Source organism: uncultured Tateyamaria sp., assembly GCF_947503045.1.
Classification (GTDB): domain Bacteria; phylum Pseudomonadota; class Alphaproteobacteria; order Rhodobacterales; family Rhodobacteraceae; genus Tateyamaria.
On record NZ_CANNCF010000003.1, the window covers coordinates 77,933 to 99,932 of the forward strand.

Here is a 22,000-nt window from a genome sequence, read left to right on the forward strand (position 1 = left end):
GGCCTGCTAGCCTTGCAGCGCCTCCCACATTTCCAGATCGCGGGCGGCGGTCCAGATGCGGGGATGGGCGATGCCGCGCGCCTCATCATAGGCGCGCGCAACGTTGAAGGGCAGGCAGTGTTCGTAGATGGCGTAGTCCTTGAATTTCGGATCGCAGCTGTCGCGTACGGCGTCCCATGCCTCTTTCAGCGAACCACCGCGCGCGGCGACCCGCGCCGCAGGGCGATAGGTGCTGTCGACGAAATCGCGGGTGCTTTCAATCGCACGCTCGACCGCGTCCTTGCCGATCAACGCACCCCCCCGGCCCGGCGCGATAGCGTCCACGTCATAGGCATTGATCGCATCAAGCGTGCCACCCCAATCGCCGAAATAGCCATCTCCGCAATAGCAGGCCGAGTGATCTTCGACGATGTCGCCCGTGAACATGACGTTTTCATCCCGCACATGCACCACCGCATCCCCTGCCGTGTGGGCACGCCCGATATGTTTGATGTCGACGCGGCGCTGGCCAAGATAGACGGTCATGCTGTCACTGAAGGTGGTGGTGGGCCATGTCAGGCCCGGAATGCTCTCGTGCCCCTCGAAGAGGCGGGGAAAGCGTTGGACTTCGCTGTCCCAATCCTCTTGCCCGCGCTCGGCGACCATGCCACGCGCTGCCTCGGACATGATGATCTGATCAACGCCGTAGGCGCTGGCCCCCAGCACGCGCACGGCGTGGTAGTGGGTCAGCACCAGATGGCTGATCGGTTTGTCGGTGACGCTGCGCACCCGCTCAATCACCTTTTCGGCCAGACGCGGGGTGGCTTGCGCCTCGACCACCATGACGCTGTCGTCGCCGATAATGATGCCCGAATTCGGATCCCCCTCGGCGGTAAAGGCCCAGAGATCGCGGCCGACCTCGTCAAAGGTGATCGTCTTTTCGGTCAGGTCACCCTGTGAGGCGAATGCTTTTGCCATCGGTCTGGTCCTTGTCTTGCGGGAGTTGCGGGGGTCGCTTGGAGGTTCAAAACGCCGCCGTCGTCATGCGCCTTTCTGGTTTTCAGGCCGCGCCGCGTCAAAGGCCGGAAGGGCCAGACAGCGCGCCTCAATCTCGCTCAGACGGGCGAACGGGGCAAGGTCCATCTGCCAGCGGCGCGCGTTGAACAATTGCGGCACGAGGCAGATATCCGCAAGCGAGGGTGCGTCGCCAAATGCAAAGGGCGTATCGGGCCGGATCATCGTCTGAAAGGCCGCGAACCCGTCCTGCATCCAGTGGATCATCCAGTCCACCACCGCCTCTTGTTCATGGCCCATCGCCGCCAGCCGCTTGCGGATGCGCAGGTTGTTGACCGGGTGCACGTCGCAAGCCATCACCTGCGCTGCGGCCTCTACCCGCGCGCGCTCCAGCGGGTCGGCAGGCAGGATCGGCGGGTTGGGATAGGTGGCCTCAATCCATGCTAGGATCGCCATGGACTGGGTCAGTGTATCGCCTGCATCCGTGACCAGCGCTGGCACCGCGCGCGCCGGGTTTACGGCGGCAAAGGCCGGATCAAGCTGCGCACCCTGCGTGAGGTCCACAGGGATGATCCGGTGCGCCACCCGCTTGATGTTCAGCGCGATGCGCACCCGATACGCGGTGCTCGACTGGGAAAAGCTGTAAAGGTCCATGGGCTATTTCTTGCCCGGGGTGCCGTCGAACTTCTTCTCCAGATCGGCCCAGCAGTCGATGTAGTCGTCCTGCAGCGGTGCCTCATTGGCGGCAAAGCCGGTCAGGTGCTGGGGAAAGCGGGTTTCGAACATGAAGGACATCGTGTTGGCGAGGAACTCGGGTTCCAGATCGACATTGCTGGCCCCCTCGAACGCCGTCTTGTCCGGCCCGTGGGGCAGCATCATGTTGTGCAGAGACATGCCCCCGGGAATGAACCCTTCGGGCTTGGCGTCATAGATGCCGTGGATGTTGCCCATCAGTTCGGACATGACGTTCTTGTGGTACCAGGGCGGGCGGAACGTGTCCTCGGCCACCATCCAGCGGTCGCGGAACAGGACAAAGTCGATATTGGCCGTCCCTTCGACCCCGCTTGGGGCCGTGAGCACCGTAAAGATCGACGGATCGGGGTGGTCAAACAGGATCGCGCCCACCGGGCAATAGGTGCGCAGATCGTATTTGCAGGGCGCGTAGTTGCCATGCCATGCTACCACATCCAGCGGCGAATGCCCGATCCTGGTCTCGTGAAACTGCCCGGCCCATTTGACCGTCACGGTCGAGGGCGCATCGCGGTCCTCGAAGGCCGCAACAGGTGTTTTGAAATCGCGCCGGTTCGCCATGCAGTTGGCGCCAATGGGCCCCCTGCCCGGCAGTTCGAACTTCTGGCCATAATTCTCGCAGACAAAGCCGCGGCATGGGCCCTCAAGCACCTCGACGCGGTAGACCAGACCACGGGGGATCACCGCGATCTCCTGCGGCTCGATGTCGATCACCCCAAGCTCGGTGGCAAAGCGCAGGCGGCCCTCTTGGGGCACCACCAGCAACTCGGAATCAGCCGAAAAGAAGTAGGAATCCACCATGCTCTCGGTCACCAGATAGATATGGCTGGCCATGCCCACTTGCGTATTCACGTCGCCAGCCGTGGTCATGGTGCGCATGCCGGTCAGCCATGTCAGGTTTGCTTCACCATGGGGCACCGGATCCCAGCGGTATTGGCCAAGGCTGATCACGTCCGGATCGACATGGGGCGCGGATTTCCAATAGGGCAGATCGATTTTCTCAAAGCGGTGCGTGTGCTTGACCGAGGGGCGGATGCGGTAACACCACGTGCGCTCGTTCTGGTGGGACGGCGCGGTAAAGGCGGTGCCGCTCAGCTGTTCGCCATAAAGGCCATAGTTCACCTTTTGGGGCGAGTTCATGCCCTGCGGCAGCGCACCGGGCAGTGCTTCGGTTTCGAAATCATTGCCAAACCCGGGCATGTAACCGGGATGCGTCCCGGCCGGTGTGGGCGCGCTGCGCAATGTGGTGCTGGCGGTCACTTTGTTCATTTGATGGCTCCCCTCGAAAATCATTCTTGGTGGGTAGTAGTTGCTTTTGTAACTAACAAGGGATAATTCGGAGCCCATGACAAAAAAGAACGACTTCGATCTCAAGGACTTTATGCCCTACCTGCTCAACCAGGCGGCAGAGGTGATGAGCCGCGACTTTGAGGTGATCTATCGCAGCCGCTACGGCATGCTGCGCACCGAATGGCGGGTGGTGTTTCACCTTGGGCGATACGGCGCGATGACGGCCAAGGATATTTGCGACCGGGCCCGCATTCACAAGACCAAGGTCAGCCGCGCGGTACGTGCGCTGGAAACCAAGCGGTTCCTCAGGCGTGAGCAGCAGGTCAATGACCGCCGCCATGAAAGCCTGTCCCTGACCCCAACCGGGCAGCGTGTGTTCGAGGATCTGCTCAAAGAAGCGCGTACCTATGACAAAGAGGTCATGTCGCAATTCAGCGACGGTGACGCCGCGCAAATCCGCAAGGTCCTCATTCAGATTGCGCAACTCTGATCAACGGTCTGGAACAACGCCCATGGGCAGCAATCCGTTCGCATGGAACTATCCGCGCCGCGCGTCCTCGGCGTGAACACCCATCATAAGCTTGCGCACATCTCCGGACGTTTGTGCGATGAGGTAGATCAGATAGGGCGCGAAAAACAGCATGCCCAGCGGGGGCGCCAGAACCCCTAGTGCAATGCCACCCCGCGAGAACCCAGCGCGCCATGCCATCCAGATGCCAGAGAGAACAAGATAAAATGCGAAATCCGTGTTGAACTGCCCCTGCCAGGTCAGCGCGAAAATGGCGCTGAAATAGGGGGTCAGCAAATCCAGCCCCTCTTTGGCAATCGCCGCCACGGTGATCAGGGCAAGGATCGCGGTCATGGCGATCAGAACGGTGCGAAACAGGGTCATCAGGCGTCTCCTTGTGCAAGGGTTTCTGGGTCCGTAGGCCACCACATCGGGCCGATGACCAGCAGCAGAACAACGATATTGCACACCGCATTGGGCCAGTTCCCCGAGGTGATCGACCCAAAGCTGTCCAAGACAAACCAGCACAGCGCACTGACCACCAGTGCCTTGCGCACCTGCTCGGGCGCGTGGTCGTGAACCCAGATTGACAGGCACCAGACCATCACGCCCCACCCCACCAGAAACCCACCGGTCAGCGCCGACAGAAACCAGATTTCCGGGGCCGCGTAGGATGGAAACCCGTCCAGCGGCCACGTCAGCAGATCCAGCGTCCAGCGCGCCGGTTCGTTCAAGGCGGGCATCGTGGCCAGCGTCAACAACGGACCAAAGCCCGCAATCAAAACGGCAGAGACCTTGAGCCACATCTTGTGGGTCGCTTGTGTCGCCATTGTCCTCTCCTTGCTTTTGCGCAGGGCTTAGCGCGCGACAAAGCGGGCTGACAATTACGTCGCAGGTAAGTGAAAAGGGCAAAAAACGTGATAGACCGGGGGCATGAGTGATTTTGCACAGACCCTCAAAACATGGCGCGCGGTGCGCCGCTACAGCCAGTTGGACCTCGCCCTTGAGGCCGACATATCCGGTCGCCACCTGTCATTTCTGGAAACCGGGCGATCCCGGCCCAGCCGCGAGATGGTGACGCGGCTTGGTGATGCGCTGCAATTGCCGCTGGATGCCCGCAACCAGTTGCTGACCCATGCGGGCTTTGCCGCGCGCTACGCGGGGCGGAACTGGACCGATGCGGATATGGCCCCCATCCGCAGCGCAGTCGAGCGGATGCTGAGCAGTCACATGCCCTATCCCGGCATCGCCGTAGACCGGCTGTGGTGCATCCGCGAGGCAAATGCGGCGGCACTTGCGTTGTTTGGCATGCTGGGGGTCGGTGTGGGCGACAGCCTGATCGATCTGACGATGTCAGGCACACTCGAAGCGGTTGTCGAAAACTGGCCGGAGGTCGCACATCACACCGCCAAACGGCTGCGCGTCGAAAGCCTCGCACAAGGCGGCGTGCCCGAGCTGGATCGCGCCATCGCTTATCTCTCTAAGGTCGATGGCTATACCGAGCGAGGATCGAACCCGGTCATCCCGACCATTTTCCGCCAAGGCGATTTGCGCCTGTCGATGTTTTCCACCCTTGCCCAATTCGGCACGCCCGAGGATGTGACGCTGGATGACCTCAGGATCGAGCTCTTTTTCCCGATGGACGAGGTGACAGCGATCGCACTTGAGACCATGGCGGGCGCGTGAGGGGTGCGGACTGGCTTGAGTGGCTCCAGAAAGCGGACAATACATATCCCACCAAAGCGATGATGTGCGAAGAGGCCAGACATGCTGACAGACACCGACCGCAAATTCCTGCGCATCGCCTATGACGAGGCGCTAGCAGGGTTCAACGAAGGGGGCTGCCCCATCGGCTCGGTGCTTGCGCGCGGTGACGTGCTGGTCAGTCAGGGCCGCAATCAACGGGTGCAGCGCGGTGATCCCATCGCCCATGGCGAGATGGACGCCTTGCGCAAGGCGGGGCGGCAAAAGACCTATCGCGACACGACCCTCTACACGTCGCTCAGCCCCTGCATGATGTGCGCGGGCACCATCGTGCAATTCGCCATACCGCGTGTCGTCATCGCGGAAAATACCACATTTGGCGGCAACGAAGCCTTCCTGACAGAGCGCGGTGTCGAGGTGATCGTGGCCGATGATGCGGATTGCATCGCGCTGATGACCCGTTTCATCCAGGAAAAACCGGAGCTGTGGGCTGAGGATATTGCCGAGGACTGACGCAACCTGACTCGCGCAGGCTAAACGCCCCAGGCCCGCAAATACCCTTCGATGATCTCGTCCATACGGGCCTTGTCAAAGCTGGGGTCATGCCCGCCATGCACGCGGCGTATTGGCAAATCACGCAGGCGGCGCAGCGTGGCGGCATATTCCGCAATGCTGTCCGCTTCGCCGTCATGCAGCAGCGGTCCGTCATAAATCGCATCCGCCCCGAACAGCGTCCCCGTCTCGGCGTGGAACAGCCCCACCTGACCGGGCGAATGGCCCGGCAGATGCAGCACTTCGCCCTGCCAGTCGCCCAGATCGATCACATCGCCCTCTTGCACCATCCCGGTCGCGGGTGCCGGGCGCAGTTGATAAGCGTCCACATCGTAACCCGCGCTTGGCAGCGCATCGATCAGCAACGGCCAAAGCGGGGGATAGCCTGCGTCCAGAAACAGCGTACGGAAGGCCTCTGATATCCCGTCAGTGCGTAGAGAATATGGGGTGGGTGCGGCCAATTCATCCGCCTCGACCGGATGGACGAGGCGCGTCTCGAACTCGTGGGCCGACCCGATATGATCCACATGGGTGTGGGTCGAAAGACAGATCAACGGGCGTGCCGGGTCCGGTCGCAGCCCATCCACAACGGGGCGCAGAGGGGCCACGCCCATGCCTGAATCAATCAGCAAATCCGCATCGCGCCCCAGCACCAGATGCATGTTGGCGCAAAAGATTGGATGCACCCTTGGTTCGGTGATCAGCCAAAGACGCGGGTCAAGCTGCTGCGTGCGAAACCAGTGTGGATCAACGTCCATAAACGGCATGTCCTTGGGATGTGTGGCGTTGTTCGAACCTATGGCCCACAGCCACGCGGTGGCAACGCCTTTCTAGGCGGCCGACCAAAGGAGGCTCAGCCCTCAGGCGCTTTCCTGACAGGTCCCGAGATCGACCAGCGGCAGATAGATGCGCGCGCTCAGCCCCCCACGGCCCCGGTTTGACAACTCGAACCTGCCGCCGCATTGCTCGACCACACCTGTCACCATCGACAGCCCCAGACCTGAGCCTTCGCCCACCGCTTTGGTGGTGAAGAACGGCTCGGTCGCACGGGCCAGCGTTTCGTCATCCATGCCCGGCCCGGTATCGCGCACGGCGATTTCCACATCCCCCGCCCCGAACGGATCGATGGAAATGACAATCTCGCCGGGCGTCTCACCCATAGCGTCGCGGGCATTGATCACAAGGTTGATCAGGGCACTTTCCAGCATCGCCGGATCCGCCCGTACAAAAATATCGTTGCCGCAGGCATCAAGGGTCAGCTTGATATGGGCCGGAAGAACCCGCTGCAACAGACCCAAAAGACGGCTGAACATGTCGGTCAGATTGACGTCGCTCACCACGATCTTGGACTTGCGGGCAAAGGCCAAGAGTTGCTGGATCAGCACTGCACCCTTCAATCCAGCGGCATGCGCCTCTTCGAGATACTTGTGCGCCTCGATCCCTTCAGGATCGATCTTGGCCAGCTCGATATTGCCATTAACAACGGTCAACAAGTTATTGAAATCGTGTGCGACTCCGCTGGTGAACTGCCCAAGGGCGCGCATCTTTTCGTCCTGGGATTCCGCCAGCATGCTGCGTTTCATCTTTTGGCGTTCGGTGACGATATCGCGAAAACTGATGCCGAAATAGATCAGCACACAGATGCCCCCAACCAATGTGGCCAACGAAGTCCACATCGGCTCGATCCGCTGGGCCGCGGCGACCAGCACACCAAGGGCCGTGGCAAGCGTGGTGCAAAAATCGATCAGCGCGGCATAGCTCAACTCGTCATATCGCGACAGGCAATGCAGCCCCAGGCCCATAGCACCGCAACAGGACAAAAGGATGTACTCTCCCTCCCCCAGCGTCGCGATATAGATCACCATCGCCCCATACCACGCCCCCAGAAAGACGCTCGCCGCACTGGCGAGGACAATGTGCACGGGCCGGACCGGAAAGCTCTGCCGCCGCAGGTAGGTCACATAGGCCGCCCGTGCGATCACATAACCGATCCCCCAAACCAACGTGATCAGCAAATCGGTGGCGAGCCACAGCGCGACGCTGACGCACATAACGATGATCGGACGCCCCCACAGCTGGAGGCCATGGCCCGCATCGCCAATTTGAAACTGCTTGAACTCGTGGTCGCAATCCGCTGCAGATAGATTGGGAAGCCGCATATTGTCTCCAGCGATCAGACACGCATAGGTAGAAACTAAACCTCTATAAATACAGAATAATTCACTTACCGCCCCACTTCTAGTTGTACATGCGGAGATGTTCCAGATGGCAATGCACCTGAATGTCGCGCTCCGGGTCTTCGTGGCAACACACGCATGCGCATGTGCGTTGGCGGTCGGATTGCGGCCTCGGCAGCGAAGATGGCAGCCTGCAAAAGTTAGGGGGCGGTACCGCTTAAGCGGGGGAAATCGCTCACGTGTCCCAGATGATCAAACAGCCAGTCGCGAAACTGTTCTGCTGCCGGAACATGGGGGTTGGTGCGCAGATAGTACCCTTCGGTGGCAGGCAGGCTGGCCGGGTGGGCGGGCACCAACTGGCCCGATTGCAGCGCCGTCTGTGCCAGCAACGCCGACACCAGGGCGACCCCATTGCCATGCACGGCCATGTGCAGCGCGGCCCCGTAAGAGTCCACAAACAGATCGGGCTGGCCCACCTTGCTCACCTGTTTTTGCCACTTGGCCCAACCGTCCGAGGTGCCCACGGCCTCGATCAGCGGCAAGTTGTCCAACGGCCCTTCCAGCGTCGGGGCCCTGAGCGGAATCAATGCGCTCGGTTCCAGCAACACGCCCTCCTGCCCCACCTGCTTTTCCGAGCCAAAGGGGATTTCCACATCCGCGCGCAGGGCGTGAAACTCATCCGGCCAGATGGTGCCGACAAAGCGCAGGCGCACATCCGGTGCGCGGTCGCGAAAGCTGGCCAGATGCGGGGCGATGACCCATTGGGCGACGCTGACCGAACAGGCGATGGTCAGCAGGTTGTCGCCCTGCCCTGTCTCGTAGCGGCGCGTGGCCTGTGCCAATGTCTCAAGTGCTGTGCCCACCTGCGGTAGCAGTTTGCGCCCCTCATCCGTCAGCGACAGCCCCCGCGCGCGACGCACAAACAGGCTTACCCCCAACCGCAATTCCAGCGCCTTGACGTGCTGGCTGACGGCCGATTGCGTCATCCCGATCTCCTGCGCGGCGGCAGTGAAACTGAGACAGCGCGCCGCCGCCTCAAAGGCGCGGAACCATGTCAGGGGAGGGAGGGATTTTGCCATGCACAACGTAGCCATTAGTTCAGCTAATACCTTGACCTGCGAATCCTTCGTTTGTCAAACGGGGCCGTCCGCGCGGATAGTCAGCAGACACGTGCAGACGAGGACAGCCATGCAGCCCGAAATCCGAAAACTGGTCACCTATGACGAAGAGGTGCTGATCGAAGGGTTTCGCCCTGCCGACCGCCCCTGGCGGATGTTCGCTCTGGCGGCTGTGGTGCGCAACCCATGGGCCGGGCGCTACGTTGTTGATCTCAAACCCGAAATTCAGGCCTATGGGCCGATCCTGGGCGAGATGATGACCGCACGCATGATCGCCCTTGCCGGGTCGGGCGAGGCCATCGAGGCCTATGGCAAGGCCGCCGTGGTCGGCCTGGACGGAGAGATCGAGCATGCCTCGGGTCTTATTCACACGCTGCGCTTTGGCAATCATTACCGCGAGGCCGTGGGTGCGAAATCCTACCTCGCTTTCACCAACACGCGCGGCGGGGCCAATGCACCGATCATGGTGCCGCTGATGGACAAGAACGATGCGGGGCGGCGTTCGCATTACCTGACCATCCAATTCTCCATTCCCGACGCGCCACGCGATGACGAGATTGTCGTGGTGCTCGGGGCCGCCACTGGCGGGCGACCCCATCACCGCATCGGCGATCGCTATCAGGACCTCAAGGATCTGGGCCATGATGTGGACAACCCGGCCGCGGTCTGACGTCGGCCCCCTCGCCGCGATCACCGCGGGCGACGGGCCGACGATCCTTCTGATCCACGGGGTCGGGCTGCGGGCCGAGGCGTGGGGCGCGCAGATCGATGCGCTCGGATCGTCCGATCATGTCGTTGCGGTGGACGTGCCCGGCCACGGGTCAAGCGCAGGCCTGCGCGTCGCGCCCGACCTCTCCGCTTATACCGAGACCATCGCCAAGTGCCTGACCGGACCGACTGTCGTGATCGGCCATTCCTTTGGCGCGATGATCGCCCTCGATCTGGCCATGTCGCACACCGATCACGTCGCAGGGGTCGCAGCCCTCAACGCCATCTACCGGCGCCCCCCGGACGCACGCACCGCCGTGATGGCACGGGCGCGCAGCCTCGATGGTGTCACCATCGCGGACCCGACCGCGCCGCTGGATCGCTGGTTCGGGCCTGATCCCAGCCCCGAACGTGCCGCCTGCGAGAACTGGCTGCTGAATGTCGATCCGGCAGGCTACAAGGCCGCCTATTCCGTCTTTGCGCAAGAGGACGGGCCAGCGGATACGGCCCTGCGGTCCCTGCCCTGCCCGGCGCTCTTCATGACCGGGGCGGCGGAGCCGAACTCGACCCCCGAGATGTCCCGTGCCATGGCTGCGCTGGCGCCGAATGGTCGGGCTGTCGTCATCCCCGGCGCCGCCCACATGATGCCCATGACCCATGCCGAACAGGTCAATGCACAACTTGCCAGCTTCATACGGGAGTGTTTGCCATGACCATCCCCGACCCCAGCATTTTGCGCAGCGCTTTCGGCGCGTTCATGACGGGCGTGACGGTGGTGACTGCGCGGCAGGTTGACGGCACGCCCGTTGGCTTTACCGCCAATTCCTTTTCCTCCGTCTCGCTTGACCCGCCGCTGCTCTTGGTCTGTCCGGGTAAATTCCTGTCGAGTTATCAGACCTTTGCCACCTGCACCCATTTCGCGGTCAGCGTTCTGGCCGAAGGGCAAGAGGACATCGCATCCGTCTTTGCCCGCTCCAAATCCGACCGCTTCGCCGAAACCGCACACCACGACGACCTGCATGGCGTGCCGGTGATTGACGGGGCCATCGCCCAGTTTTCCTGCACGACCCATCAGGTTGTCGAGGCAGGCGATCATTGCGTGTTGCTGGGCCGGATCGTCGCGCTCGAACAAAGCGGTGCGCCGGGGCTCGGCTACGTCTCGGGGCGGTTCTTCAGCCTCGGGACCGAGCGGGCGGCGCTGGATCACGGCGCAGGTACCACCATCGCCGGGGCCATCGTGCAGGATGGCGACCACGTGTTGTTGCAACAAACCCCCGCCGGGCTTGCGCCGCTGCATTGTGCCCATGCCGATCGCGGCGCGCTGTTGGATCATTTGCGCGACGGGCTGCGCGCGATGGGCGTGCAGGCCACGCTCGGGCAGGCCTATTCGGTGTTTGACGACACGGGCGCACGCACCCATCACAGCTATTTTCTGGCCACAGGCGTGCAGAGCCATCCGCACCCGGATGTTGTAGCGCTGCCAATCATTGACTTGCCCACGCACAGCTATGCCAGCCCCGCGATCCGCACCATGATGCACCGCTTTGCCCGCGAGGCCAGCGCGCGCAGTTTTGGTCTTTACTTCGGCGATACCGAACACGGCGCCGTGCACGCCCCGATACAGAGGATGTAAGCCATGGAATTCTCGCTTTTTGCTCATATGGAACGGCTGACCCCCGGTCAGGACCACAAGGATCTGCGGCGCGAGCTGATCGATCTGGCCAAGATGGCCGATGACGGTGGCATGCGTGCGGTCTGGACAGGCGAGCATCACGGGATGGAATTCACCATTACCCCCAACCCTTTCCTGAGCCTTGTGGATCTGGCCCATCACACCAAGAACGTGCGCCTTGGCACCGGCACCATCGTCGCTCCTTTCTGGCATCCGATCAAGCTGGCGGGCGAAGCGGCGGCGGCCGATCTGATCACCGATGGACGGATCGAACTGGGCATCGCGCGCGGTGCGTACTCATACGAATACGAGCGCCTCATGCCCGGCATGGACGCGTGGGAGGCCGGGCAGCGCATGCGTGAAACCACTCCGCTGCTGCGCCAGCTCTGGACCGGGGATTGCGCCCATGAAGGGGAATTCTATGCGTTTCCGGCCACGACCACGGCCCCCAAGCCCGCACAAGCTGATGGCCCGCCCATCTGGATCGCTGCGCGCGATCCCAACAGCCATTCCTTTGGGGTCGAGAACGGGTTCAACATTCAGGTGACCCCGCTTTGGCAGGGCATTGAAGAGATCGAAAACCTCATGGCCAAGTTCAATGACGCCTGTGCGGCCTATGCAGGTCCGCGCCCCAAGATCATGCTGCTGCATCACACCTATGTCGGGTCGGACAGCGATGATGTGAGCCTTGCCGCACAACAATTGTCGCGGTTTTACTGCTATTTCGGCGCGTGGTTTCAGAACAAGCGGCCCGTGTCCCAAGGGCTGATCGAAACGTTAAGCGAGGAGGAACTGGCCGCAAACAAAATGATGTCCCCCGCCAATATGCATCGCGATCTGACCATCGGCACCGCGCAAGAGGTCATTGACCAGATCAAGCGCTACGAGGACCTTGGCTATGACGAATATTCGTTCTGGATCGACTCAGGTATGGACTTTGAGCGCAAACGCGCCTCCCTTGCCCGGTTCATCGACGACGTGATGCCCGCCTTTGCCTGAGGAGGCCCAAATGAACGATCTGCCCCATTTCCAACTGTTCATCGACGGCGCGTGGTGCGCGGGCGCGAGTGGGCAGGTCATGGCCTCGCAAAACCCCGCCACGGGCGCGGATTGGGCGACATTTGCCTGCGCGGATGCTTCGGATGTCGACCGGGCGGTGCGCGCCGCCCGCCGTGCACTGAACGATCCGGCCTGGCGCGACATGACGCAAACGGCGCGGGGGAAGTTGCTCTACCGTCTGGCCGATCTGATCGAGGAAAATGCAAAAAAACTGGGGGAGTTGGAGACTACGGACAGCGGCAAGTTGCTGGCCGAAACCTCCGCCCAGACGGCCTATGTGGGAGACTACTATCGCTACTATGCGGGGTTGGCCGACAAGATCGAAGGGGCCGTGCTGCCCATCGACAAACCCGACATGCACGTGTTCACCCGCCGCGAACCCATCGGCGTGGTGGTGGCCATCGTGCCGTGGAATGCGCAGATGTTCCTGACCGCAACCAAGCTGGGGCCCGCGTTGGCCGCCGGGTGCAGCGTGGTTCTCAAAGCCTCTGAAATCGCACCGGCCCCGATGCTGGAATTCGCACGGCTGATCGAAGCGGCAGGCTTTCCGCCCGGCGTCGTGTCGGTGATCACCGGGGATGCGGAAAACTGCGCCATCCCCCTCACGCGGCACGCAGATGTCGACCGCATCGCCTTTACCGGTGGGCCGGAGACGGCGCGGCACGTGGTGCGCAATTCGGCCGAAAACTTTGCAGTGATCTCGCTGGAACTCGGTGGCAAATCCCCGATCCTCGTCTTTGACGATGCCGACCTTGACGGGGCCGCCAACGGGCTGATCGCGGGCAATTTCGGCGCTTCGGGGCAAAGCTGTGTGGCCGGCTCGCGCGGGTTGGTGCATCGCCCGATTATGGACGACCTGATTGCCCGCATCCGCGACAAGGCCAAGGGCATCGTGGTCGGTGACCCGCTGGAGGCGGCCACCCATGTCGGCCCGCTCTGCACGCCTGCGCAAATCGCGCGGATCGAGGACACGCTTGCGAGGGCGCAAGAGCAAGACGCGACCCTCCACATGGGTGGCGCGCCCGTTGATCGGCCCGGCAACTACATGGCCCCCACCCTCGTCGAATGCGCTTCGCCCGACACCGCGACCCTGCATGTCGAGATGTTTGGCCCCGTCATGTCCCTGATCCCTTTCGACACCGAAGAAGAAGCCATCGCGCTCGCCAATGACACGCCCTTTGGGCTCGGCTCGGGCGTCTTCACCCAGAACCTTGCACGCGCCCATCGCGTTTCGGCCCGGTTGAAGGCGGGGATTTGCTGGGTGAACACCTACCGTGCTATTTCACCCATCGCGCCGTTCGGGGGCTATGGGCAGTCGGGCTATGGGCGCGAGGCGGGGCTCGATGCGATCCACGACTACACACGCACGAAAACCACGTGGATCAACACCTCTGACAGCCCGATGGCGAACCCGTTTGTGATGCGCTGAGCGCGGCCACAGCACTATTTTCTTGCGCCTTCGTGATTTTGTATACTTTATGTATGCAATCCATGAGGGCATGATGACACGATTCTCCAAAGACGATTGCCTGGCCGATCTGCGTCGCCGCATCCTGTCGACGGACCTGTCCCCGGGTCAGGATCTGGACGAGGTGGGCCTTGCGCAACACTACGGCATGTCGCGCACGCCGCTGCGCGAAGTGTTGCAACGGCTGCAGGGCGAAGGCTACGTGATGATGTCGCAAAACCGCGGCGCCAAAGTGGCGGCAATGGATATCGCGGTGTTGCGGACCTTCTTTCAGACCGCGCCCATGGTCTATGCCCACATCGCGCGGCTGGCCTGCGAGAACCGGACAGCAGGGCAACTTGAGACCCTCAAGGATGCCCAACGCACCTTCAAAACAGCGACCAGCGCGGACCGACCGGACGAGGCCGCCCTCGCCAATCACCGCTTTCACGCCACCATCGGTCACATGGCGCACAATGCCTATCTGGTGGCCTCGCTGGACCGTCTCTTGATCGATCACACGCGGCTCAGCCAGACCTTCTATCGCCCCGCATCACCGGCTGAATCCGCGCTGGTGGTCAAGGCCGCCGAGCAGCACGATGCGATGATCGCCGCTATCGAAGGGGGCGAAGGCGCGCTGGCCATCGACCTCACAATTCAGCACTGGGACCTCAGTCGCGACCGGATGGAGCGGTTTGTGCGCCCCACCCCGCTGCCCGTCGATCTGATCCCGCGCGAGGACCGCGAACATGCAGTTTGAAGGCATCTACACTCCGATCGTGACCCCCTATCACGACGATTTTTCGCTTAATGAGGCGGCGCTGGCCGAAACGGTGGAGTTGCTGATTGCGGCAGGCGTGAACGGCATCGTCGTGGCAGGCTCCACCGGCGAATATTATGCCCAGACGCCCGAAGAACGGCTTGAGATGATGACCCGCGCCGCGGGCCTGATTGCAGGTCGTGTGCCAATGATCGTCGGCACCGGCGCGATCCGCACCGAGGATTCGGTGATGTTTGCCAAAGCCGCCAAGGCCGCAGGCGCGGATGCCTTGCTGGTCGCCACGCCGCCTTACGCCTACCCGACGGGGCGCGAGATTGCCCTGCATGCGCTCGCCATCGACCGCGCCGCCAACCTGCCCGTGATGCTCTACAACTATCCGGGGCGCATGTCGGTCGACATGGATGAAGAGACGCTGGACCGCGTCGGCCGTTCGCCCAACTTCTGCGCCATCAAGGAAAGTTCGGGCGATATCAACCGCCTGCACATGCTGGCGCGGGATTATCCGCATATCGCGCTCAGTTGCGGGATGGACGACCAGGCCCTCGAATTCTTTGCATGGGGCGCGCGCAGTTGGGTCTGTGCGGGATCGAATTTTGCCCCCGAATCCCACATCGCCCTCTATCAGGCCTGCGCGGTCGAAGGCGACTTTACCAAGGGGCGCGCCATCATGTCCGCGATGCTGCCGTTGATGCGGGTGCTCGAACAGGGCGGCAAGTTCGTGCAATGCATCAAATACGGGCTGACCCTGCGCGGTATTGATGCAGGACCGCCCCGTAGGCCCCTGCAACCGCTCAACAAAGACGACAAGCGCGCGCTTGCTGAGGTGATTGCCACCATGAACACAACAATCCGCAGCATCACGGGGGCACACCCATGACCGACCTTTTGACCCATGGCGAATATCAAGCTTTGGCCGACGCGCTGGACCCACCCCGCAGCCCATTCATCGACGGCAAATACCAGCGTGGCAACGGACCGATGATGCCCACAACCAACCCGGCAACTGGGGCCGAAATCACGCAGATTTCGACGGCGGATGCGGCGGATGTCGATCTGGCCGTCACAAAGGCACGCGAGGCATTTGATCAGGGCCGCTGGTCAAAACTGGACCCCGAGGCACGCAAGGACGTGCTGATCCGGTTGTGCAAGCTGATGACGCGCAACATCCGCGAACTGGCGGTGATGGAGAGCGTGGAATCCGGCAAACCAATCCGTGATTGCGTGCAGATCGACCTGCCCGAAACGATCCATTGTCTCAAATGGCACGCCGAGGCGGTGGACAAGATCTATGACCAGACCGCCCCCACAGGCGACCGGGCTCTGGCGATGATCCTGCGCGAACCGGTCGGCGTTGTGGCCGCCGTGTTGCCCTGGAACTTTCCCTTGATGATGCTGGCCTGGAAGATCGGCCCGGCCCTTGCGGCGGGCTGTTCGGTCATCGTCAAGCCTGCCGAACAAACAAGCCTCACCGCCCTGCGCGTCGCTGAGCTGGCCCATGAGGCTGGCGTCCCGCGCGGCGTGTTGCAGGTGCTGCCCGGCGACGGGCCAAGCGTGGGCGAGCCACTTGGGCGGCATATGGATGTGGACATGGTCAGCTTTACCGGCTCGACCGAGACGGGGCGGCGGTTTTTGCATTATGCCGCCGACAGCAACCTCAAAAAGGTGGTGCTGGAATGCGGCGGCAAGAACCCGGCGGTCGTCTTTGACGAAGCCGAAAACCTCGATTCAGTGGCTGAACATGTGGTGAATGCGGCCTTCTGGAATGCGGGGCAGAACTGCTCAGCCGCCTCGCGCCTGATCGTGCACCGCGCGGTGAAACCGGCCCTGATGGAGCGGATAGAGGCCCGCCTGCGCGACTGGAAGGTGGGCGACCCGCTTGATCCGGCCACCCATATCGGCACACTGATCGATGCGGGCCATTGTGCCAAGGTCCGCGGATATCTCGATGACAAAGGCGACGGGCCATACATCGCACCCGCCATCCTTGAGGTATCTCGCAATGACCCAAAGGCGCGTGAAGAGATCTTTGGCCCCGTCCTGTCGGTGATCGAGGTCGCCAGCAACGCCGAAGCGGTCGAGGTGGCCAACGACAGCGCCTATGGGCTTGCGGCATCCGTCTTTTCCGCCAATGGCCGCGCCGCCATCCGCGCCGCACGCGACATCCGGGCAGGCACCGTGACGGTCAACTGCTATGGCGAGGGCAACATCGCCACCCCCTTTGGCGGCTACAAACAATCCGGCTTTGGCGGGCGCGACAACGGGCTGCACGCCCATGACCAATACACCGAGGTCAAGACCATCTGGGTCGACCTCACCGACCTTGCCGACGGGAACAACGTCACATGAGCGTGGACGCCGTCGGCACCGTCCGGCGCGGGCGTGGCGCGCGCAAGGCGATCCGCCAGACGCGCGACATCGCAATGCTGCCCGCCCTCAAGCGTCGCCTGCCCCTGACCGAGCCGATGAGCGGCGAACAGGTGGAAAAGATCGACGCCGCCTCAATGGATATCCTAGAAAATGTGGGAGTGGTCTTTCGTGACCCCATTGCACTGGCTGACTGGTCGCGCGCCGGGGCCAAGGTCGCTGGCGAACGGGTCTATCTGGACCGTGGCCTTGTGCGCGCGTTGATCGCAACCATTCCCGAAACCTTCACCTATCACGCGCGCAACCCGGCCAATAACCTGCCCTTTGGGTCCGATCACGCGATTTTCGTTCCCATGACCGGTGCGCCCTATCTGCGCGACCTCGATGACGTGCGGCGCAATCCGACGCTCGACGATCTGGCGAATTTCCACAAGCTCAGCCACATGCTGCCCGCGATGCACTCCTCCGCGCATCACATCGTGGAACCCTATGATCACCCGATCAGCCAACGGCATCTGCGCATCACATACAGTTCCATGAAACACTCCGACAAGACGTTCATGGGCATGACGACTTCGCCGAAAAACGCCGAGGATGTGCTCGACATGGCCGCGATCCTGTTCGGCGCAGAATTCATGGACAGCCATCCGGTGGTGACCGGCAATTGCAACGGAAACTCGCCGCTGGTCTGGGACGAAACGATGCTGGGGGCCATGCGCGCATTTTGTCGGCGCAACCAGCCGGTGCTGTGCTCGCCCTTCGTTTTGGGCGGGGCGAACACGCCCGCCTCGACCGCCGCCACCGTGGCGCAGCTCAACGCTGAAGCGCTGAGCGCACTGGCCTATACCCAAGTGATCCGCAAGGGCTGTCCTGCGATCTATGGCCACTACCTGTCGACCGTGTCGATGAAGTCCGGCGCGCCGATTGCAGGCACGCCCGAGATCAGTCTCATGAACTTCATGATCGGCCAGATGGCGCGGTTCTACGGCGTGCCATGGCGCACCTCGAACACGCTGGGCGGGGCCAAGACGTTTGATGCACAGGCGGGTTATGAATCGGCGATGACCCTCAACGCGGTGCTGATGGCCGGGGCGAACTATATCTGGCATTCGGCGGGCTGGAACGAGGCAGGCATGCATTGTTCCATGGCCAAATTCATCGTCGATGCCGAAATGTGTGCCATGGGCTATCGCATGGCCGAAGGGATCAACTGGGACGACTTTGACGCCGCCATCGCAACTGTGCCCGATGTCGGCCCCGGCGGGCACTATCTGGGCCATCCGCACACGCTCGAGCACTTTCAAAACGCCTTCTTCATGCCTGAAATGTTTGACAATAACTCAATCGAGCAGTGGCAGGCCGAAGGATCAGTCGAGATCACCGAACGCGCCCTGATCCGCGCACGCGATATGTTGAACGAGTACGAAGAACCGAAACTGGACGCGGGCGTGAACGAGGAACTGCTCGACTATATCGCGCGGCGCGAACGCGAAATCCCGCCCGCCGACGCGCTCAATCAGGACCTCTGAAATGCGCGTCACCCGCCTGCCCCGTGATCCCGGCCCTGCGGGCTGGAACCGGCTGTTGCCGGACCCGGACCCCGCTCTGCGGCTTGAGGACAAGATCACCGCCGATTGGCTGGTGATCGGCGCAGGCTTTGCCGGGTTGGCCGCCGCGCATCGTCTGTCGCAAAAGGTGGAGGGCGCGCGCATCGTGGTGCTGGATGCCCTGCGCGTCGGGGACGGGCCTGCGGGGCGGAATTCCGGTTTCATGATCGACCTGCCCCACGATTTGACATCGCATGATTATGGCGGCGCGCTCGATGCCGACATCGCACAAACGCAAGACAACCGGACCGGGATCGTCCACGCCGCCGCCATGGCCGAGGAATACGGACTGAGCCCCGAGGCGTTTTCGATGTCTGGCAAGATCAACGGGGCGGCAAGCGCGAAAGGCACCGCCCACAATCACACCTTTGCCCGCCACCTTGAGGCGATGAGCGAACCGCACGAGATGCTGGATGCGACGCAGATGCGCGACCTGACGGGGACCGAGTATTACGAAAGCGGTCTGTTCACCCCCGGCTCGGCAATGATCCAGCCTGCCCTGTTTGTACGCGGCGTGGCGCGGGGGTTGCGCTCAAACCGCGTGCATCTCTATGAAAACAGCCCCGTGATTGCGCTGGAGCGGCAGGGCGACTGGATCGCGCGCACGCCCAAGGGACAGGTCACCGCGCCCCGCGTGATCCTTGCCGTGAACGGGCATCTCAACAGCTTTGGCCACATGCAGGGGCGGCTGATGCATGTGTTCACCTATGCCTCGATGACGCGCGCGCTGAGCCCTGAAGAAGTCGCGTCTCAGGGTGGAAGGCCTATTTGGGGCCTGACCCCGGCTGACCCGATGGGCACGACCGTGCGCCGGATTTCGGGCATGGGCGGGGACCGGATCGTGATCCGCAACCGCTTTACTTTTGACCCCAAAATGGAGGTGAACGCCGCCCGTATTGCCCGCGTAGGGCGCGACCATGACCGTGCCTTTGCGCGCCGCTTTCCACAGCTTGCAGGGATCGAGATGGAGTACCGCTGGGGTGGACGGCTGTGCCTGTCGCGCAACAACGTGCAGGTGGTCGGCGAGCTTGATCAGGGCCTTTATTCGGCCTGTTGCCAGAACGGGCTGGGCACGGCCAAGGGCACGCTGGCCGGCGGGCTTGCGGCGGATATGTCCATGGGGCTGTCATCGCCCGCGCTGGAGCGCGCCCTTGCTGCCGAAGCCCCGACCCGCCTGCCCCCCGACCCCATCACGCGCCTCGGTGCCAATCTGCACATCCGCCTTGCGGAATTACGGGCTGGGAGAGAGCTGTGATCTGCGCCATCCTTGCGTAACACAGCGGGAAGACAGTATGCCCATCGACACCTCTAAGGAAGAAGACCAGCGCGACGCCGCCAGGCGCCGTGACGCGGGTGAATTTGTGCGGGGCGTCAGCGGGTTTCGCGATGTGATCGGGCAATCTGCAGCCTATCCGGCTGAACCCGGGCGCTATCATCTGCATGTGGCGCTGAACTGTCCGTGGTGTCATCGGGTGACGCTGGCGCGCAACGTGCTGGGCCTGCAAGACGCGATCACAATGGACATCGCCTTTCCCAACCGCACCGGCCCTGACGACCCCGAAGGACCGAACCCATGGGAATTCGCACCCAACCGCATTGCAACAGCCACAGGTGCGCCGCTGCCCGAGTGCACGACTGAGACGGCGACCGCGCAAGGTGTGCGCTTGGTACGCGATCTATACGCCGCCGAAGGGTCCGCCGAACGCTCGGTCCCTGTGCTGTTTGACAAGCAAAGCCAGACCATCGTGTCCAATGAAAGCGCCGAGATTGTGCGGATGCTGGGGCGCGAGGCGCGTGCCCTTGGAAGCACCCTAAGCGATGCGGACCTGCCCGCGCTCTACCCGGATGGGCTAGAGCACGCCGCCTTGCGTGCCGAGATCGACACGTTGAACGACGCGATCTATGTCGCCATCAACAACGGCTCTTACAAGGCCGGATTCTCCATCGATCAGGCGGTCTATGACAGCGCGTTCACGGCTTATTTCGACATGCTCGAACAGTTGGAAACCCGGCTGAGCGACGGGCGGAAATTCCTGACCGGTGCGATCTTCACCGAGGTGGATTTACGCTTGTTTCCAACGCTTTATCGCCATGATCCGATCTACTACGTCAGGATGAAGTTGAACGGCGCGCGCATCCTCGACTATCCCAACCTGTGGCGCTGGCTGTGCCGGGTGCATGCCTTGCCGGGAGTTGCCGAGAGCGGGTCGTTGCTGCACTGCCGCCAGGGCTATTTCGGGCGCTCATGGAACAACGTGGTGCCCAAGGGGCCGATCCGCCCAATGCCATATCCGAAGGCGTATGATCACCCTGAACTGGCCGAGGGCGACTAGGCAACGCCGCCAAAGTCCAGTCCCGCAACCTCGCGCATGTAGGCCTCGAAAAAGTCCGAGAATGTCGCGACCAGCGGCGGCAACGCCTCGTAGGGCGGATAAAACAGGGTCAGCCAGATTTGCGGCGGGGCCCAGCCCGGCAGGACCTCTTCGACCTCGCGGCGCGCAAGGCCGTCCTTGACGATGAAGTCGGGCAACAGCGCAATCCCGTCGCCCGCCTTGGCCAACGCATAAAGGAAATCGCCGTTGTTCGAGATCACCTGCGCACCGGCCCGCACTGTGCGTTTGGCTCCGCTGTCGTGCTGCAGCACCCAGGTCTCGGGCGTGCCGTCAGACGCGTAGGACAGGCACATCGCGGGTTCCAGATCGCTCGGGTCCGCCGGCCGTGGCGTGCGTGCAAAAAGGGCCGGTGCGGCGACCAGACGGCGCGGCACCTTGCAGATCTTGCGCCAGATCGTGGATTTGTCACTGGGCGGACCAGAAATGCGGATCGCGATATCACAAGGCGCATCCACGATGTCGACAAACGCATCCGTCAGGCTGATATCAAGCGCAATGTTGGGATAAGCCAGACGAAAACCACTGACGAGGTCCGGCAACAGCCGCACCCCCAGCGACAGCGGCGCGTTGAGCCTGAGCCGTCCGTGATCGGGGCGCACTGCCTGCCCGACCTCTTCTGCCACCCGATCAAAGTCCTGCACCACCGGCATAAAGCGTGCCGCCACCAGCGCCCCGGCACTGGTCAGCGCCACCTGCCGCGTGGTGCGCACAAAAAGTTGCTGGCCCAGATCTTGTTCCAGCCGCGCCACGATCCGCGTCACCGACGCGGGCGTGAGGGCAAGCGCACGCGCCGCTTCGGCAAAGCTGCGCAGCTCAGCCACCTTGAGAAAGACGCGGATGGATTTGATGTCCTGCATGGGTCCTCATTGCCGCGTGT

The 22,000-nt window shown here is 62.5% G+C and carries 23 protein-coding genes; 14 read left to right on the forward strand and 9 right to left on the reverse strand.

From position 1 onward, the window contains the following. Positions 1-6: 6 nt before the first annotated feature. The 3 genes from Q1A89_RS14140 to hmgA all read right to left on the reverse strand — a co-directional run bounded on the left by Q1A89_RS14140 (position 7) and on the right by hmgA (position 3,012). A complete protein-coding gene (locus Q1A89_RS14140; protein WP_299729431.1) occupies positions 7-957 on the reverse strand; it encodes an MBL fold metallo-hydrolase in 951 nt (316 codons plus the stop codon). 63 nt (positions 958-1,020) lie between these two features. Then, entirely contained in the window at positions 1,021-1,647 is a 627-nt protein-coding gene (maiA, locus tag Q1A89_RS14145) for a maleylacetoacetate isomerase (protein WP_299729434.1), read from the reverse strand. Positions 1,648-1,650: 3 nt separating this feature from the next. After that, a complete protein-coding gene (gene hmgA, locus Q1A89_RS14150; protein WP_299729437.1) occupies positions 1,651-3,012 on the reverse strand; it encodes a homogentisate 1,2-dioxygenase in 1,362 nt (453 codons plus the stop codon). A gap of 76 nt (positions 3,013-3,088) precedes the next feature. Here hmgA and Q1A89_RS14155 point away from each other — a divergent pair, with 76 nt between their 5' ends. Then, the gene (locus tag Q1A89_RS14155) at positions 3,089-3,523 is read left to right on the forward strand and encodes a MarR family transcriptional regulator (protein WP_299729440.1); all 435 of its coding nucleotides are present in this window, start codon (positions 3,089-3,091) and stop codon (positions 3,521-3,523) included. Positions 3,524-3,571: 48 nt separating this feature from the next. Here the strand turns inward: Q1A89_RS14155 and Q1A89_RS14160 are convergent, their stop codons facing one another. Further along, a complete protein-coding gene (locus tag Q1A89_RS14160; protein ID WP_299729443.1) occupies positions 3,572-3,925 on the reverse strand; it encodes a hypothetical protein in 354 nt (117 codons plus the stop codon). After that, entirely contained in the window at positions 3,925-4,371 is a 447-nt protein-coding gene (locus Q1A89_RS14165; RefSeq protein WP_299729446.1) for a hypothetical protein, read from the reverse strand. Before Q1A89_RS14165 ends, Q1A89_RS14160 begins: the two co-directional genes overlap by 1 nt. 103 nt (positions 4,372-4,474) lie before the next feature. On the opposite strand from Q1A89_RS14165, the gene Q1A89_RS14170 reads away from it, so the two are divergent. Both Q1A89_RS14170 and Q1A89_RS14175 read left to right on the forward strand, forming a co-directional pair. Further along, positions 4,475-5,227 (forward strand): helix-turn-helix domain-containing protein, encoded by a 753-nt coding sequence (locus Q1A89_RS14170; protein WP_299729449.1) that lies wholly within the window; start codon positions 4,475-4,477, stop codon positions 5,225-5,227. A gap of 81 nt (positions 5,228-5,308) precedes the next feature. Next, positions 5,309-5,758: a nucleoside deaminase gene (locus tag Q1A89_RS14175; RefSeq protein ID WP_299729452.1), complete on the forward strand. Its 450-nt coding sequence runs from the start codon at positions 5,309-5,311 to the stop codon at positions 5,756-5,758. A gap of 20 nt (positions 5,759-5,778) precedes the next feature. Here Q1A89_RS14175 and Q1A89_RS14180 read toward each other — a convergent pair whose 3' ends face one another. From Q1A89_RS14180 to Q1A89_RS14190, 3 genes are all read right to left on the reverse strand, one after another. Next, a complete protein-coding gene (locus Q1A89_RS14180) occupies positions 5,779-6,555 on the reverse strand; it encodes an MBL fold metallo-hydrolase (RefSeq protein WP_299729455.1) in 777 nt (258 codons plus the stop codon). Positions 6,556-6,657: 102 nt separating this feature from the next. Further along, entirely contained in the window at positions 6,658-7,956 is a 1,299-nt protein-coding gene (locus Q1A89_RS14185; protein ID WP_299729458.1) for an ATP-binding protein, read from the reverse strand. A 218-nt stretch (positions 7,957-8,174) separates the two neighbouring features. Further along, positions 8,175-9,053, reverse strand: coding sequence for a LysR family transcriptional regulator (locus Q1A89_RS14190; protein ID WP_299729461.1), 879 nt, complete (start codon positions 9,051-9,053; stop codon positions 8,175-8,177). Between the two features lie 109 nt (positions 9,054-9,162). Between Q1A89_RS14190 and Q1A89_RS14195 the strand changes: the two genes are divergently transcribed. From Q1A89_RS14195 to Q1A89_RS14245, 11 genes are all read left to right on the forward strand, one after another. Further along, positions 9,163-9,762 (forward strand): amino acid synthesis family protein, encoded by a 600-nt coding sequence (locus tag Q1A89_RS14195; protein ID WP_299730547.1) that lies wholly within the window; start codon positions 9,163-9,165, stop codon positions 9,760-9,762. Next, complete coding sequence (locus Q1A89_RS14200) at positions 9,734-10,513, forward strand: alpha/beta hydrolase (protein WP_299729464.1); 780 nt, start codon at positions 9,734-9,736, stop codon at positions 10,511-10,513. Before Q1A89_RS14195 ends, Q1A89_RS14200 begins: the two co-directional genes overlap by 29 nt. Next, positions 10,510-11,433, forward strand: a complete 924-nt coding sequence (locus Q1A89_RS14205; protein WP_299729467.1) for a flavin reductase family protein — start codon at positions 10,510-10,512, stop codon at positions 11,431-11,433. The genes Q1A89_RS14200 and Q1A89_RS14205 overlap by 4 nt, the downstream gene beginning before the upstream one ends. Positions 11,434-11,436: 3 nt before the next feature. Continuing rightward, positions 11,437-12,471 carry an LLM class flavin-dependent oxidoreductase gene (locus tag Q1A89_RS14210; RefSeq protein ID WP_299729470.1) on the forward strand — a complete coding sequence of 345 codons (1,035 nt, stop codon included), beginning with the start codon at positions 11,437-11,439 and terminating at the stop codon, positions 12,469-12,471. A 10-nt stretch (positions 12,472-12,481) separates the two neighbouring features. Next, positions 12,482-13,960, forward strand: coding sequence for an aldehyde dehydrogenase (locus tag Q1A89_RS14215; protein WP_299729473.1), 1,479 nt, complete (start codon positions 12,482-12,484; stop codon positions 13,958-13,960). Between the two features lie 70 nt (positions 13,961-14,030). Then, positions 14,031-14,738, forward strand: coding sequence for a GntR family transcriptional regulator (locus Q1A89_RS14220; RefSeq protein ID WP_299729476.1), 708 nt, complete (start codon positions 14,031-14,033; stop codon positions 14,736-14,738). Further along, the gene (locus Q1A89_RS14225; protein ID WP_299729479.1) at positions 14,728-15,636 is read left to right on the forward strand and encodes a dihydrodipicolinate synthase family protein; all 909 of its coding nucleotides are present in this window, start codon (positions 14,728-14,730) and stop codon (positions 15,634-15,636) included. Before Q1A89_RS14220 ends, Q1A89_RS14225 begins: the two co-directional genes overlap by 11 nt. Beyond that, positions 15,633-17,105 (forward strand): aldehyde dehydrogenase, encoded by a 1,473-nt coding sequence (locus tag Q1A89_RS14230; protein WP_299729482.1) that lies wholly within the window; start codon positions 15,633-15,635, stop codon positions 17,103-17,105. Before Q1A89_RS14225 ends, Q1A89_RS14230 begins: the two co-directional genes overlap by 4 nt. Further along, a complete protein-coding gene (locus Q1A89_RS14235; RefSeq protein WP_299729485.1) occupies positions 17,102-18,652 on the forward strand; it encodes a trimethylamine methyltransferase family protein in 1,551 nt (516 codons plus the stop codon). Before Q1A89_RS14230 ends, Q1A89_RS14235 begins: the two co-directional genes overlap by 4 nt. A 1-nt stretch (position 18,653) precedes the next feature. Beyond that, positions 18,654-19,985: an FAD-binding oxidoreductase gene (locus Q1A89_RS14240; protein WP_299729488.1), complete on the forward strand. Its 1,332-nt coding sequence runs from the start codon at positions 18,654-18,656 to the stop codon at positions 19,983-19,985. A gap of 37 nt (positions 19,986-20,022) precedes the next feature. Further along, on the forward strand, positions 20,023-21,063 hold the full coding sequence (locus tag Q1A89_RS14245) for a glutathione S-transferase C-terminal domain-containing protein (protein ID WP_299729491.1): 1,041 nt from the start codon (positions 20,023-20,025) through the stop codon (positions 21,061-21,063). On the opposite strand, the gene Q1A89_RS14250 is transcribed toward Q1A89_RS14245, so the two are convergent. Further along, entirely contained in the window at positions 21,060-21,980 is a 921-nt protein-coding gene (locus Q1A89_RS14250) for a LysR family transcriptional regulator (RefSeq protein WP_299729494.1), read from the reverse strand. The genes Q1A89_RS14245 and Q1A89_RS14250 overlap by 4 nt on opposite strands. Positions 21,981-22,000 lie beyond the last annotated feature (20 nt).